Annotated in this window: 12 protein-coding genes and 1 pseudogene; 10 read left to right on the forward strand and 3 right to left on the reverse strand. The window is 40.0% G+C overall.

All coding sequences use genetic code 11. The annotated features are described in order from the left end of the window. The 3 genes and pseudogenes from VEZ01S_RS02985 to VEZ01S_RS02995 all read left to right on the forward strand — a co-directional run. Window positions 1-1,432, forward strand: a 1,432-nt coding sequence (locus VEZ01S_RS02985) for a BspA family leucine-rich repeat surface protein (protein ID WP_021712523.1), incomplete at its 5' end; no start/stop codon positions are given. A 560-nt stretch (window positions 1,433-1,992) separates the two neighbouring features. Beyond that, the gene (locus VEZ01S_RS16305; protein WP_052032189.1) at window positions 1,993-3,993 is read left to right on the forward strand and encodes an RCC1 domain-containing protein; all 2,001 of its coding nucleotides are present in this window, start codon (window positions 1,993-1,995) and stop codon (window positions 3,991-3,993) included. Between the two features lie 87 nt (window positions 3,994-4,080). Next, window positions 4,081-4,369: pseudogene (locus VEZ01S_RS02995) on the forward strand (transposase); the annotation flags it as partial. A 387-nt stretch (window positions 4,370-4,756) separates the two neighbouring features. Here the strand turns inward: VEZ01S_RS02995 and VEZ01S_RS03000 are convergent. The 3 genes from VEZ01S_RS03000 to VEZ01S_RS03010 all read right to left on the reverse strand — a co-directional run bounded on the left by VEZ01S_RS03000 (window position 4,757) and on the right by VEZ01S_RS03010 (window position 6,258). Next, window positions 4,757-5,119 (reverse strand): HipA N-terminal domain-containing protein, encoded by a 363-nt coding sequence (locus tag VEZ01S_RS03000; RefSeq protein WP_021712526.1) that lies wholly within the window; start codon window positions 5,117-5,119, stop codon window positions 4,757-4,759. 24 nt (window positions 5,120-5,143) lie between these two features. Continuing rightward, window positions 5,144-5,383, reverse strand: coding sequence for a type II toxin-antitoxin system antitoxin HipB (gene hipB, locus VEZ01S_RS03005; protein WP_021712527.1), 240 nt, complete (start codon window positions 5,381-5,383; stop codon window positions 5,144-5,146). Between the two features lie 314 nt (window positions 5,384-5,697). Beyond that, window positions 5,698-6,258: a ricin-type beta-trefoil lectin domain protein gene (locus VEZ01S_RS03010; protein WP_021712528.1), complete on the reverse strand. Its 561-nt coding sequence runs from the start codon at window positions 6,256-6,258 to the stop codon at window positions 5,698-5,700. A gap of 463 nt (window positions 6,259-6,721) precedes the next feature. On the opposite strand from VEZ01S_RS03010, the gene VEZ01S_RS03015 reads away from it, so the two are divergent. From VEZ01S_RS03015 to VEZ01S_RS03045, 7 genes are all read left to right on the forward strand, one after another. Then, window positions 6,722-7,888: a TroA family protein gene (locus tag VEZ01S_RS03015; protein WP_040890004.1), complete on the forward strand. Its 1,167-nt coding sequence runs from the start codon at window positions 6,722-6,724 to the stop codon at window positions 7,886-7,888. After that, the gene (locus tag VEZ01S_RS03020) at window positions 7,885-8,967 is read left to right on the forward strand and encodes a FecCD family ABC transporter permease (RefSeq protein ID WP_021712530.1); all 1,083 of its coding nucleotides are present in this window, start codon (window positions 7,885-7,887) and stop codon (window positions 8,965-8,967) included. Before VEZ01S_RS03015 ends, VEZ01S_RS03020 begins: the two co-directional genes overlap by 4 nt. Then, window positions 8,967-9,713 carry an ABC transporter ATP-binding protein gene (locus VEZ01S_RS03025; RefSeq protein WP_021712531.1) on the forward strand — a complete coding sequence of 249 codons (747 nt, stop codon included), beginning with the start codon at window positions 8,967-8,969 and terminating at the stop codon, window positions 9,711-9,713. Before VEZ01S_RS03020 ends, VEZ01S_RS03025 begins: the two co-directional genes overlap by 1 nt. A 372-nt stretch (window positions 9,714-10,085) precedes the next feature. After that, window positions 10,086-10,772 carry a response regulator transcription factor gene (locus VEZ01S_RS03030; RefSeq protein WP_021712532.1) on the forward strand — a complete coding sequence of 229 codons (687 nt, stop codon included), beginning with the start codon at window positions 10,086-10,088 and terminating at the stop codon, window positions 10,770-10,772. 3 nt (window positions 10,773-10,775) lie between these two features. Continuing rightward, window positions 10,776-12,032, forward strand: coding sequence for a sensor histidine kinase (locus VEZ01S_RS03035; RefSeq protein ID WP_021712533.1), 1,257 nt, complete (start codon window positions 10,776-10,778; stop codon window positions 12,030-12,032). 294 nt (window positions 12,033-12,326) lie between these two features. Then, the gene (locus VEZ01S_RS03040; RefSeq protein WP_021712534.1) at window positions 12,327-13,721 is read left to right on the forward strand and encodes a TolC family outer membrane protein; all 1,395 of its coding nucleotides are present in this window, start codon (window positions 12,327-12,329) and stop codon (window positions 13,719-13,721) included. A gap of 165 nt (window positions 13,722-13,886) precedes the next feature. Further along, on the forward strand, window positions 13,887-14,642 hold the full coding sequence (locus VEZ01S_RS03045; RefSeq protein WP_021712535.1) for a SapC family protein: 756 nt from the start codon (window positions 13,887-13,889) through the stop codon (window positions 14,640-14,642). Window positions 14,643-14,669: the final 27 nt, after the last annotated feature.

Here is a 14,669-nt window from a genome sequence, read left to right on the forward strand (position 1 = left end):
GACCGGTATTCCAACCGGAGTTCATGCCAGTGATATATTGAGTGTCGCACAAGATGTGATAACCAAAAAAGGTACTACGGTTGCCACCATTCAAGCAGTGGTTGATAAGCGAAATGCAATAATAAAGCTTCATGATACGACACCACAAGATAGTTATGGCTTAACGGTAGATGATTTCTCTAAGGCTGGTATTACTGGCGTCACAATAGCGAACTTACAGATTGCCCAGAATTCAATAATGGATGTAGGAACTTCAATTTCTGATATACAGAATGATGTCGATAATCCACCGGTAACAAGAGATGAATTAAAGACATTGATAAATGATTATGGTAATACATTATCAGCAAGCATTCTTACTAAGATAGAAAATGCGAACACCCGACATATTACAGATATGTCTTGGATGTTCTATAGCGCATCCGAATTCAATGGAGATATATCTAGTTGGGATGTTAGCAACGTGAATGATATGTCCAATATGTTTTATGATGCATCTGAATTCAATGGAGATATATCTAGTTGGGATGTAAGAAATGTAAATAATATGTCTAGTATGTTTAGTAGCTCAGCATTTAATCGAGACTTGTCCAGTTGGGATATTGGTAACGTAATAAATATGTCTGATATGTTTAGTAACGCAAAAGCATTCAATCAAGATTTATCTAACTGGAATGTCAGTCATGTTAGAGATATGTCTGGTATGTTTAGTAGCTCAGTATTTAATCAAGACTTGTCCAGTTGGGATATTAGTAATGTAATAAATATGTCTGATATGTTTAGTAACGCAAAAGCATTCAATCAAGACTTATCTAATTGGGATGTTAGTCGTGTAAGAGATATGTCTGGTATGTTTGGTAACGCAAAAGCATTCAATCAAGACTTATCAAGTTGGGATGTTAGTAGCGTGAGAAATATGTCTGGTATGTTTGGTAACGCAAAGGCATTTAATCAAGACTTGTCTACCTGGGATGTTAGTAGTGTGATAGATATGTCTGGTATGTTCACCGATGCATCTGGATTCAATGGAGATATATCTAGTTGGGATGTTAGTAACGTGAAAAATATGTCTTATATGTTTTATGGTGCATCCATATTTAATGGAGATATATCAAGTTGGGATGTTAGCAATGTAAAAAATATGTCTGGTATGTTCGAAGAGACAAAGAAATTCAATGCTGATATATCTAGTTGGAATGTTGGTAGAGTGACAGATATGTCTGATATGTTTTATTTTGCATTTGTATTCAATAGAAATATATCTAGCTGGGATGTTGGTAATGTAATAGATATGTCTGGTATGTTTTTTAGTGCTTATAATTTCAATGTGGATATATCTCGGTGGGATGTTGGTAGTGTGGTAGATATGGAATGTATGCTTGAAAACGTTCCCCAATCTCTTTCTAGTTGGAATATTGTATGTAATCCATAAATTCATACTTGAAAATCAGGGTGTATTGACTTTTTCTTGAACTATTTTTAATAGCATGATCACTATATGGATAAGTTAATTATTTCCAGTATATAAAATAAGGGATTAATTTCTTATTTAATAAAATATATTTAATCGCATGTATCAGCACGTAATAATTTATTTCTTATTTATCAAGTATATATGCAAATAGAATTGTTTTTTATTAAAAAAGATGAACCATCTTGTGGAAGGTGTGCAACTTTTATGTGGGTTTAGTTGATTATCATTGAGTATGTGGCAGGAAATGCCATTTATATTACTAATATTTATAAAAAATAACTTTAATAAGTAAATTCCAAAAAGTAATGAAAAATGTAGTGTTTATACAAAATAAAATATCGATGATATAGAGTATTTTATATTAAGAAAACCTTCATGGTGTCAATGACGAATCGTATAAAAATGACCACTGTGTGGCTAAGTCTCAATATGTTTATTATAAGTTAAAAATCAAGAAAATATTTGCAATATAAAACCAAGTAAATTTATACCAAAATGCATAGAAAGGTAAACAACAGGTGAAAAATCTAATCATCATTTTAGTTTTGACGTCGCTAATTACTGCCTGTAATGATAGTGATTCTTCGGCTAAAAGTACTTCTCTTTCATCAGGCAACTCAACAGTATCTGCGGCGACACCAATATTGGATTTAACGCCAGCAACTCAAGTAGAGCCCATGATAGATTTAACGTTGGCAACTCACACAGAGCCAATGACGGATTTGACACTGGCGACTCATGTGGAGCCCATGACAAATTTAATGTTGGCAACTCATGTAGAGCCCATGACAAATTTAACATTGGCAACTCATGTAGAGCCTATGGCGGATTTGACGTTGGCGACTCATGTAGAGCCTATGACTAATTTGATACCAGCGACAACTACAACCCCTATATTTCCAATTAAAGAATATTCAATTCCTGAACAAGTACAGGAAATATATGCCAATGGGGGCTCCAACACCTTTGCAATGTTAAAACACGATGGCTCAGTTGTAACTGTGGAATTCAAAGCAAACACTCAACCTAGAGAAAGTACCATTTTCGAACGTAATGCGTTAGCTATTTACCCAACAAAGTCTGCGTTTGTAATTCTAGAACAGAATGGTTCAGTCTATTCAAGGGGACAAGGAGATGTTGGGTATCCAATGTTTCGAGAATATGCTGGAATGAGTGGTATAGAAACAATGAATGCACTTAGGGTTAAAGATTCTGTAGCTATATCGACTCATGGTGATAATGTCGCTGTTTTAAAACGAGATGGTGGGATAAAAGTTTGGGGTAATTTATGGGGGAATACTGGAAGTGATATAGTTGGTGACTATAAATCTGTAGATATAGGCGACTCTTCCGTTGGGTTATCAGTGAATGGTTCGGTAGCACAATTTAGAAGAGAATATTCTAATGGTAGGTGGACGAATTTTGATTCTTCAATAAATCGAAATATTGTCGCATCAGCTAATAATGGACTGCTATATCTAGAGAGTGATGGTTCAGTATTTCGGGTAGTGCGAGAAGCTAATAGATTACCTAAATTTGAAACTATTATTGATAGTGGTGCTATTGTTATTCAGAGTAATTTGATAGGAGCTATAGCTATTCTTAAAAGCAATGGGGCAGTTGTTACTTTTGGAGATACTGATACTTTTGGCAGGAAATTATCCTCTTGGGCAGGACGTGTACGGACGAATTATGGAGGTGATAGTACTGCTGTTGCAGAGCAATTGAAGTCTGGTGTTCGTTATCTCTATCATACTGACAGTGCTTTTGCTGCTTTAAAAACAGATGGTTCCGTTGTTACTTGGGGATTAGATGGAGGGGATAGCTCTTCAGTCTCTAACTTATTGTCCAATGGTGTTATATCCATTTACTCGACAGCTCATGCATTTGCGGCACTAAAGGCTGATGGTTCTGTTGTTACATGGGGTGCACCAAGATCAGGTGGAGATAGCTCATTGGTAGCTTCCAACCTTACAGCTGATGTTAAAGCTATTTATTCTAATTCTGATGCATTCGCAGCTCTTAAAGAAGATGGTAGTGTTATAACGTGGGGGGAAAAAGAATCTGGAGGCAACTCTTACATGTTACATGAACAACTACATAATGTAATATCAATAACTGCCGGATATCATACATTTGCTGCTATAAAAGCCGATGGGACTGTAATTATGTGGGGTGCAGATGGGCACAACGCTACTTATTATGTACCTAGGACAAAAGCTTATGCCTCAGATTTAAATAAGGATACTGATGGTGATGGACTAACAGACGCATTTGAAATGTCATTTTGTGATTTTTCTGTAATAGGTAATATTCAGCCATGTCTTGACCCAGGGAAATGGGATACTGATGGAGATGGTGTTTCAGACGGTAAAGAGTATAAGTTAGACCAAAACCCGCTTAATAAGGATAGTAATTTGATGAATTCATCCCAGTACCTCGCACTTTTACCTGATGGTAACGATGGTGTTCAAGATATAGATCAAGATGGATATCCGGATGGTTGGCGTTTACATTAATGATGTAAACTGCTCCGAGTTTGACGAGGCTGTCCTAAATTCTGTGTAATTGCCTAAACTAAGCCTTAAAGGCTAAGGATAGGCAATATGAATAAGAAAGAACTTGAAGCTTTTGCTAAAAGCAGCTAAAGGAATTAAAACTCCTGAAGACTTAACTGAGTTCAGCCAAATGCTGAAGAAAATCACGGTTGAGGCTGCTCTCAATGCAGAGATGGATGTGCACCTTGGCTACGAAAAACATCAGCCCTCTAAGTTTAATATTTACCGCAATGGCAAGAGCAGTAAACGCGTAAAAACCGAAGATGGAGAGTTTGAACTCAATACTCCTCGGGATCGCCTTGGCTCGTTTGAACCTAAACTGGTCAAAAAACACCAATTGTAACCACCCCCTAAAATAGGTGTATTCCGATTTAGAGTTCTTCCGTTTAACCATTGCTCATCTGGATCTGTTGCAGAGGTTTCCATCTCACTCAAATTATTTTAATGAAGAAATAGACAAGCTTAATAACTAAATCTCACTGATAGAGTACCAGTACTTGGTTTTGAACAAATTCATAAAGACATAGCAATGCTAATCTAACCTCTGCGTGATAGAGGAACCGTGTTCTTCGCTATCTTTATTTACTATGAGCTCGTGATACTGAGCTTTTTAACCATCTTAAGTGATGAGTGCTTGAATATTGCAGAAGAAACTTCTTTTGGGAGATCTTCTGGAAGCCTAGCCTGTAAACGGCTAATCGCTTCAGGAAGTTCAGTCTGCATGTCACCTAAAATTTTCTTCTTTAATCATACCAAGCGGAATATCATAATTATGAGCGGCTAAGATTTTCTCTAGTCTTTCCTCGCTTAGGTATTCATACGAGAGTTCGTGATTCACGTATGGCTGCTCTGGTGTGAGCAGGGCAATTGAACCAACGCTATCTTTACCGATCTCTTTCAGTAGATCGAATGGTTGGTTGGAATTGGTTTGATAGCGAGCAATGACTCGATTACGTATTGCAATGTTGTCGGGTAGCAAGTTGTCGAAGTGGTTGGTAACCGCATCAGAGGTGATCACAGGTAACTGCAATTTAAGTGATAAAGATAATGGGCAAGCTTTATCGTTGTTTAGCCAAGAGTTCTCCATTCATGTAAGCATTAAGTTGCTGCATTACCAGTCTTCCTCATCGACAATTTTGTTCTCAGCTCTTGCTTCTACTTTTACCGTTAGGTCTAAGGCTTGAACGATTTTGAACATAGTTGCGATGGTTGCTTTTTCAGGCTTATTTTCAAAGTTTGAAATAGTTGCCTGTTTTATGCCGACTCTTTTCGCTACCTCAGACTGAGTCCATCCGTTTTTTTGACGAATTAGTAGTAGAACATTGGTTAATTGTTGCGGGCTATAAATCACAGATACTCACTCCTCACTGCTTGTTATATACCTACAAGAGGATAAAAGAGTCGCTATCCTTTAGTGGGTATATGGATAGCATTATACCTTATAAAGGATAAAGCAATCTTTATACCCTAATAAGGATAATCTTGTGGTGGAGGAAATTCCTACATGTGGGAATCTGCAGTTTTCACTTTAGTGGTCAAGTAAGTGGTCAAGTAAGTGGTCAAGTAAAAGTGAGGTTTGGTGCTACTTGATGAACCCTATTTATGTGCATATGTAACTGAGAGTGCCTAGAGCATTTCGGGTTCTAGGCACATATTTTCGCTTCCCTAACTCGCCACAACATCCCACTGTTTCAACGAATCTTCAGTTTTATCACACTCAGTTAGATTTAGAGTACGTTTAACCCAAGGGCCGGCTTTAATGGTTTTAGTGTCGATAGATAGACAGCGGTTTTGGTCCACATCCAATCGGATGGTTTTGTCTTCTTTATTGTAATCAAACTTTTGGTGCGGGTGGTCGCTACATTCTAGTAGTGCAAATTCAGATTTTCCCGTTGCCAGTAGTACTTGCATGCATTGGTTTTCGTAAGCGTATGAACGGATTTGTTTGGTTTTAGTGTCGTATTCAAATCGTGCGTCGTTGCTTGAGTTGTTTCTTGGTGCATCTTTATCTTTTGAAGGTGGCTTACACGTGTGCGTATGCATCAGTTCTGAGTAGCCGCGGCCGTAGGTATCAAGACAGAAACCGTAACCGTTAGGCTCATCTAAATTTTTACTCAGTGAAATGTAAGGTGCTTGTGTTGGGATATTGAGTTCGATAGCTGAAGCATTCCCAGCAAAGAACACGAATAGAGATAAAGCTGAAACTTTTAAAATGGAAGTATTCATATATTTCCCCTTAGATACGGTGATATAGGTCGCTATGAAAATGGGTGAATAAATAGCGTATGAGCGCTATCAAAATGAGAGTGTTACGCAATTCTATTTGCAATTAGATTTCGCAACGGTAGCAGAATTTCTATAGCGGTCTACTCAATCGTGCATTCGCTTTATTGTTGTATGAGTACCAACACAAATTTACATTTCTTTATCTAATAGGTGCTATCGCAGGGTGCAACTATTGAGCATATTGTGATATGCAACACTTTATGAGTGAGCAGTTACTTCTATTTTAGAGAACGCTATATAAAACATATATTTATAGATACTAATCTTTAGAGCTCTTCTTTTTAGCCGAGACCGATAACTTAAGTTTAAAAATTGATCGGCATCACGGGGTTACATTTCGTTGCAAATTAATTGAAAGTGATTATCATTTCCAGATTAACCCGTAAGACGAATGTAAATGATTATGAATAACTCTATTGTTGTGCGCTTATTTTTGACTGGTTTAGCGTGCTCACTCTTTTCTTCTTTAGCGATGGCCGATACGTTTCCTGTTACCGTGACTGATGTGGCAGGGCGTACGGTGACGATTGAGCATGAGCCGAAGAATATCGCAATTTCAACAGGTCGAGTTTTTCCTTTGTTGGATATGATTTATCAGCAAGATGCGGCAAAGCACTTGGTGGCGTGGCGTGATGATATGCGTACTTCTGCACCCAGCATGTATGCCAGCTATGTGAAAGATTACCCGCAATTAAAAGATTTGGTGCAATTGGGCAAGATCAAATCGGGTGAATTCGATGCCGAACGTTTTATTCAAATGAAGAATAAAGCGGATTTATTTGTGGTTGATATTGTGAACGTGAAATTGGCGGAAGAAGAGGGGTTGTTTGATAAATTGGACAAAGCTGGCATTAAAGTTCTTGTCGTCGATTTTCGTGAAAACCCTATCAAGAATACCCTGCAATCGGTGACCAGTTTTGCTACTGCGGTAGGGCGTCATGAGCAAGGCCAAAAGTTTGCGACTTACTATCAAACACATTTAGATGCTTTGCAGGAAGGTTTGGCTAAAGTACCTGACAATCAGCTAAACAAAAAGGTGTTTGTGGAACGCTCTGCCGGTAAGCGAGAATCTTGCTGTGAAACGTTTTCTGCGGGCAATATGGGCGAATATATTCCATTTCTAAAAGCGGTGAATATTGCGGATAAGCCTTTAAAAGGCGCTTTTTCTGGAGATATGTCAGCGGAAAGTCTCATCATTGCACAACCTGATATCTATATCATGCAAACCACTGGGTGGATTGATAAGAACGGCAATCCTAAAGCCGGCATCCCTCTTGGGTATAACCCAAATACGGCTGCGATAAAATCAGCCACCAACACTTTATTGCACCGCACCTGGATGGCGCCACTTCCGGCCTATCAAAACAAAGAGGTGTACTCAATTTATATGCCTTTTTACAACTCGCCATACAATCTGGTGGCATTAGAATATTTTGCCAAGTGGATTTACCCTGAGCAATTTAAAGACCTAAACCCTGAGCAGACGTTTGAAGAAATGAACAAGACACTTGCGAACCGAACGGTAAGCGGCATCTTTGGGCAAGATAACTTTAAGGTTATACAAAAGTGAAACCACAACAGCATATTGCGCCACCTAATATAGGCAGTGAAGCTCAAAGTGCTTTGCTTCATCACCGTCGTCGTGAGCGTAAAAAAATCCTGATGCTAGGGGTGTTCTTCTTACTCAGCATTGTTTTTTTGGTTGCCGATATATTGATTGGTTCACAGGGCCTAACCTTATCTCAGGTGCTCAATGGTATTTTCTACGCAAAAAATAGTGACTTAGCGACACAAATCATCATTTGGGATATTCGGATGCCGATGTCTTTGATGGCGCCATTTGTTGGCGCTGCGCTAGCGCTAGCAGGGGCGCAGATGCAAACCACGCTGAATAACTCACTGGCAGACCCGTATACGTTTGGCGTTTCAGCAGCTGCAGGTTTTGGCGCAGCGTTAGTGATTATGAATATTGTGGTTATTCCGTTTATTCCGATGGAATATCAGATAGCCACCATGGCATTTATTATGTGTTTACTTACAACACTATTAATTGCCGGTATTTCTTCGATGAAGCGCATCTCCATTGAAGGGGTGATGCTATTTGGTGTCGCTATTATGTTTGCCTATGACGGCATGTTAACCATGATGCAATATTCGGCGTCAGAAACTCAGTTGCAAACATTGGTGTTTTGGCAAATGGGCTCATTAGACAGAGGTAGCTGGCAAAAAATCATCGTATTGGCGATTTTAATTCCGAGCGTGTTAGTGATCATGATGAAAGACTCTTGGAAACTGTCTTCGCTGAAAATTGGTCAAGATCGCGCCGAATCTATGGGAATCAATGTTAATCGTTTACGCAATAAAACGCTGTTATTGGTTTCTTTAATTACTTCTATATCAGTTGCCTTTGTAGGAGCGATAGGGTTTGTTGGATTAGTTGCTCCTCACATAGCAAGAATGATATTGGGTGAAGACCAACGTTACTTTTTACCGGCATCGGCCTTACTTGGTGCGGTATTACTGGAAGTGGCGTCTATTGCCAGTAAATCCATTATGCCGGGGCTTATTTTGCCGCTAACGGTCATGATGTCCATCATAGGTGTTCCATTTTTCATTTACTTAATCATTAAAAAAGGCGGTAGATTTTAATGGGCCTGCAAATTAACAATATATCTGTATCGTTTGCAGGTAATACCGTTTTAAATGATTTAAGTATTCCTGAAATCGATGCAGGAGAAATGGTATCACTGATTGGTAAGAATGGAGCCGGTAAGTCAACGCTATTAAAGCAAATGACTAAGCTTGTTCAGTTTAACCCTAAGTCGGTGACTTTGGATGGTAAGCCATTGGTGTTAGGTGACATTGGTTATCTACCACAAGATCATAGAATCTCGGCCAGCATTACGGTGGTTGAATTACTGATTACCACAATGCACGTAGGCGTGAGTTCTCTGTTTACCCGAGCTAATAGTGCTGAGAAAGCATTAGCGTTATTGGAAGAAGTAGGAATTATCCATCTGGCAAATAAATTATGTACTGAACTGTCTGGCGGTGAAAGCCAAATGGTTGGACTGGCGCAGGCTGTGATCAATCAGCCTAAAGTACTGATTTTGGATGAGCCTACATCAGCACTTGATATGAGCAATCAGCTGAAGCTATTGGAATACGTTAGACGGTATGCCGTTAATAACAAGGCGTGTGTATTGATGGTGGTTCATGATCTTAACTTAGCGATCCAATACTCACACAAAGTGGCAGCATTGCACGATGGCGCGCTTTTTGTGTATGGCGAACCGAAAAAAATCATTGATCCTCAGTTGATTCAAGATGTGTTTAATGTGAATTCACAAGTGATTCATCTTGAAGATCATCCTGTGGTAGTGGTGCGTCATTAGCCGCCCGTTTAAATAGTCGCCTGCGGCGTATTGGCGTTCTCTAAAATACCTTTGTAATTACTGCTCCATGGAGCTTCTGAGTGAAACTCAGTGGAGCAGTATCTATACCCATAGTACTAAAAACGACTTCTCGAAAAACTCTGCCTTGTTCTCGAACATTTTTCCTGTGCAACCTCTGATCACGTACTTAGTGTGATTGACATTACCTTCCCATATTTACCATATATTCTTGGATTCGCCTTGAGACACGTGCTTTTTAGTCTTAACCTAGGATTAACCAGCTTAAAGGTAAGCTAATACAATATGTTGGTACACGCTACCATTCATGACAGCACATCTTTCTATAAATAATAAAAGGTAAAACGGGTCACTATGGGTTTAGAAAATTGTCAGCTATTGCTTGTTGAAGACGATTTAGATTTAGCGACAGCCGTTATCGATTATTTAGAGTTGGACTCTATTTCTTGTGACTATGCGACCAATGGTTTGTCTGGCCTGAATATGATCAAAGACAACCACTATGATGCTGTCATCTTAGACTTGAACTTACCGAAAATGGATGGTTTAGAAGTGTGCTCAAATCTTAGAGCGCAAGGCTATGACATTCCCATTCTTATGCTTACCGCTCGCGATACTCTTGATGATAAATTGAAAGGCTTTTCGAGTGGCGCTGATGATTACTTAGTGAAGCCTTTTGCATTAGAAGAGTTAGTGGCGCGCATCCAAGTATTATCACGTCGTCGTAGTGGCGAGGTGCGTAAGTTGCAAGTGGCTGATCTTGAACTGGACCTAAAAGCGGAAACCGCAACCCGAGCGGGTTCTGCATTAAAGCTATCTCCCACAGGCATCAAAATCTTATCCACTTTGATGCGAAACACACCAAATACTGTCAAACGCGATAAACTGATTCAGGCGGTATGGGGAGACGAACAACCGGACAGTAATAGCTTAAAAGTGCATATGTTTAATCTAAGAAAAGCAGTGGACAGCCAATCGAATATTAAATTGATCCATACCGTGACAGGGCAAGGGTTTGCGCTTAGAGAAGAGTGCCACTAGTTAATGAAAATTCGCGCCAGCCTAAGATTGTACGTTGTTGTTGCCATGTTTTTGTCGGGCACATTGCTTGTGGCGGGCATGTCGGCGGTTGCCGTGAATTATTTCTTTTATGGTTTGGATACCGCGATGTCCACTTTTATGCACACTGAAGCATTTGAGTTTGAAGCACAAGATGGTCAACCGTATCAAGTGCAAGAGATGACGATAGCAACCCGTTGGCAAGATCTCCCTGAATTAATTCAACATCGTTTTGATAAAGCGGACTTAGAAAATGGCAAGTTGATGAAGAATATCGATGGGTTCCCTATTTTAAAGTCCCCATCGGTGCGTGATTTCTTAATGAAAATAGAGAGTAATGGAGAGGTGCGCTATATCTCTCTTTCTTTTGATGATCGCAATGCAACACGCATTTTGCCAGCAAAGCCACCTCAATTTGCTTACATTGTATTGTTCGCGTTTATCGCCATTACCATTTTTGGTGTCATACTTTTAGTCATGCTTCGGCAGGTATCAGAGCCGGTTCGCCAATTGCGTGACTGGGCAAAACGACTTGATCAAAAACAGCAACATGAAACCACCCCTAACTTTCAATACCGTGAGTTGAATACATTAGCGGAAATTATAGAGTCGAGCTTAAATTCTGTTCAAGCGAGTGTAGAGCGTGAGAAAGAGTTTTTGGGCTATGCCAGTCATGAACTTCGAACGCCGATTGCGGTGACTCGTAGCAATGCTGAGTTACTGCAAAAGATGATAGAAAGAGGCGTCAATAGTGAAAAACAATTGCAGGTAGTGGATCGTATACGCCGCGCTTCTTTTACCATGACGGATTTAACCGAAACTTTATTATGGCTTAATCGACAAGAGCAGAAACAATTGGCCGAAGAGTCGATTATATTGGGCGATTTGGTTTTTCAAATTCAATCTGAATTGCGCTACTTACTTAAAGGAAAGAAGGTTCAAGTAAGCATCAGCCATGACTCTTGTGAATTAACCATACCGCCTGGACTCGGACGAATTGTCATTACCAATATTGTTCGCAACGCTTTTCAACATACTTATGAAGGGGAAGTGGCTATTGTACAAAAACAACAGCGCTTGCTGATCACTAATCATAATTACTCTGATAGTGATAGCCAGCATGAGTTGGGTTTTGGCCTTGGGTTAGAATTGACCGATCGGCTCATTAAACAATACGGGTGGTTTTATCAACATGACATTTTACCTAACGGACGACGTGTTGAAATTGATTTTACTCGTTAATTATTTTAAATAAATTTAGCCTTTTTAGGCTAACCAACCATTCCTTTCTTGTCCCTGTTTTATTCTGGTGGTGATACGCCAGATAGTGAATCTTACCTGTCATTTATTCCAAACACAGAATAACTAATTCCTTGTATCTATAGGGGTATTACTCGATGTTAATGAGAAGTGTTATTTTTTGTGTATTTTTGTAAATAGCACATATACTTCATCAAGATGTTAGCTCGGTTTGCTCATAGAAGAGCATGCCTTTACTTGATAATAAATGCTCATTTAGATGCAGGGATGGATTAAATGATTAGGAAACTCCTCAGCGTAGTTACGCTTGGGGCTTTGGCCTCGAGTGTGAGTGCAGAGAACTTGCTTGATATGTATCAACAAGCGTTGGAACACGATCCCATTTATCGTGCAGGCATTGCCCAGCATGACGCCGATAAAGAAGTATACGATCAAGCACTGGCTTTTCTACTTCCTACCTTAGATCTAGAACTGAGTCATACTCAGACTTATCAAAAAATAATCAGCACAGATAATCCTATTCAATCTTTGCGGGATTCGACAGACTACCCAACCAATGAGCTTAACCTCTCTCTTACTCAATCTATTTTTAGCTACAGTAATTGGGCCGCTTTTTCGCAAGCAAAACAAGATGTGAAAGGAGTAGCAGCTGAGCTAGAAGGGGTACGACAAGAGTTAATGCTGCGAGTGGCTACCGCTTATTTTAGCGTGTTGAAAAGGCGCGATACCTATTTAGGCATTAATGCTGAAGTAAAATCGTTAGAGCAAGTAAATGAATTTGTAAAAACCCAAGCTGCGAATGGTCTTGCTCGTAAAACGGATGCACTGGATGCTGAAGCTCGATTACTGCAAGCGCAGGCGCGTAAAATTGAAGTAGGAAACTCACTGCGAGATTCATTGCAAGGTTTGTATGAGATTACCGGCTATATTCCACCAGATATGGCAACGCTTGGAGAAGAGCTGATATTAGTCAAGCCCGACCCTTTTCAAGTGGAAAGTTGGCTAGCCAGCGCGCAAAAAAATAACCCTTCCATTATTGCTAAACAAAGTGCCCTTGAGTCAGCGCGAGAAGATATCCGCAGTCAAAAAGGTGGGCATTACCCTGAGCTTGATTTAGTGGCCAATTACAACATTACAGAAGTCAACGGCACCTTGTTTGATGGCAAGAGTGAGATTGAAACCGCTGATGTGATGCTACGTCTTAAAATCCCAATCTATGCCGGCGGCTCAGTGTCATCTCGAGTTCGAGAAACCGAGTCTCTTTACCATAAATCGCGTAACGAGCTTGAGCAAACTTGGCGTCAAACCTCACGTGAAACGCACGATGCTTTTACTGGCGTAACCAGCTCAATTAGTAAAGTGGAAGCGCTGAAAAAATCAGTAGAAGCGTATGAATCGGCAGTGGATTTTAAAGAACAATCTTTTGAATCCGGTGTGGCGACCAGTATTACTGTGTTAGATGCGGTTCGTGATTTATTTATTGCCCGCACCGAATATTCCGCTGCTCGTTATGACTATCTTTATAACCATTTACGACTCAAACGAGCCGTAGGCACGCTGACAGAGTTTGATCTGCAGCAGATAAACAACACGCTGCAAGGAAAAGAGGTACCAACAGATTTAAGTGTTCTAGATGAGGACCTAGAGATTTCTAGGTTGATGTTGTACTAGGTTGAGCGGTCGTTATTTAGTGTAAGCAAATCGCTTAAGTAAACAGTTTTAGCTCAACAAAATTTTCTTTCAACAGGCTATTTTCTCAACCTAGAGAAAAGTGTCGTTCATAACGGCAAGGCATGCTGAGAGAAGAAGTATTTTACCGATGAAAAGGAGTTCAATGTGGCTACTCAATTATTGATTTATGGACAGGTCGAAGCGGTTAACAAAAAGCGTCATCAGGATTGGTCGATTAAGGCTGAAAATAACTATGATTTCGCAAAAAACGTCAACTCAGTACCGCTGATGGCGGCTGAGTTTCCCCATGCCGCGCAAGACTACGCCATTGTGTTTGCGGGCGAAGGCGATCAAGTGCTCCCTGTAGTGATTATGGGGATCAAGCAAGATCAAAACTTATACGTCAATGATCAAGGGCAATGGGTGGCTAAATACGTCCCTGCTTTTGTTCGTCGTTATCCTTTTGTGTTTGCCAGCACTGATGAAGGTGAAACCCTTACTTTATGTTTAGACGAGTCTTACTCAGGCTGTAATAAAGAAAACCAAGGCGAACGTCTGTTTGATGGTGATGGCGAGCAGACTCAATACTTAACAAAAGTGCTGAGCTTCCTACAAGATTATCAAAGCCACTATCAACGTACACAAGCCTTTTGCAAGAAACTCGCAGAGCTTGATTTGTTTGAAGATATGGGCGCGAAATTTACTCTGCCGACAGGCGAAGAGCGCACCCTAACAGGCTTTAAAGTAATCAATAAAGAGAAGCTAAAAGCGTTGCAGCAAGAAGACCTATCCCAGCTGTTTAATTCAGATGGCTTGGAGTTGGTTTACCTGCATCTGCACTCGCTACGTAACCTGAATAAGATGCTGCAAAACGCAGGGTCAGAACAAGTGAATATTGATGAACATGGAAGCGTTCATTAGTCGTCGATGGAAGGGGCACCCTGATTG

This window comes from Vibrio ezurae NBRC 102218 (assembly GCF_000467185.1).
In the GTDB taxonomy this organism is placed as follows: domain Bacteria; phylum Pseudomonadota; class Gammaproteobacteria; order Enterobacterales; family Vibrionaceae; genus Vibrio; species Vibrio ezurae.

What these genes read in the sequence shown, in the direction of transcription:
- VEZ01S_RS03000 (WP_021712526.1), bottom strand. Translation starts at nt 5,119, where the DNA reads ATGGAGAACTCTTGGCTAAACAACGATAAAGCTTGCCCATTATCTTTA.
- VEZ01S_RS03010 (WP_021712528.1), bottom strand. Translation starts at nt 6,258, where the DNA reads ATGAATACTTCCATTTTAAAAGTTTCAGCTTTATCTCTATTCGTGTTC.
- VEZ01S_RS03015 (WP_040890004.1), top strand. Translation starts at nt 6,722, where the DNA reads ATGAATAACTCTATTGTTGTGCGCTTATTTTTGACTGGTTTAGCGTGC.
- VEZ01S_RS03025 (WP_021712531.1), top strand. Translation starts at nt 8,967, where the DNA reads ATGGGCCTGCAAATTAACAATATATCTGTATCGTTTGCAGGTAATACC.
- VEZ01S_RS03030 (WP_021712532.1), top strand. Translation starts at nt 10,086, where the DNA reads ATGGGTTTAGAAAATTGTCAGCTATTGCTTGTTGAAGACGATTTAGAT.
- VEZ01S_RS03035 (WP_021712533.1), top strand. Translation starts at nt 10,776, where the DNA reads ATGAAAATTCGCGCCAGCCTAAGATTGTACGTTGTTGTTGCCATGTTT.
- VEZ01S_RS03040 (WP_021712534.1), top strand. Translation starts at nt 12,327, where the DNA reads ATGATTAGGAAACTCCTCAGCGTAGTTACGCTTGGGGCTTTGGCCTCG.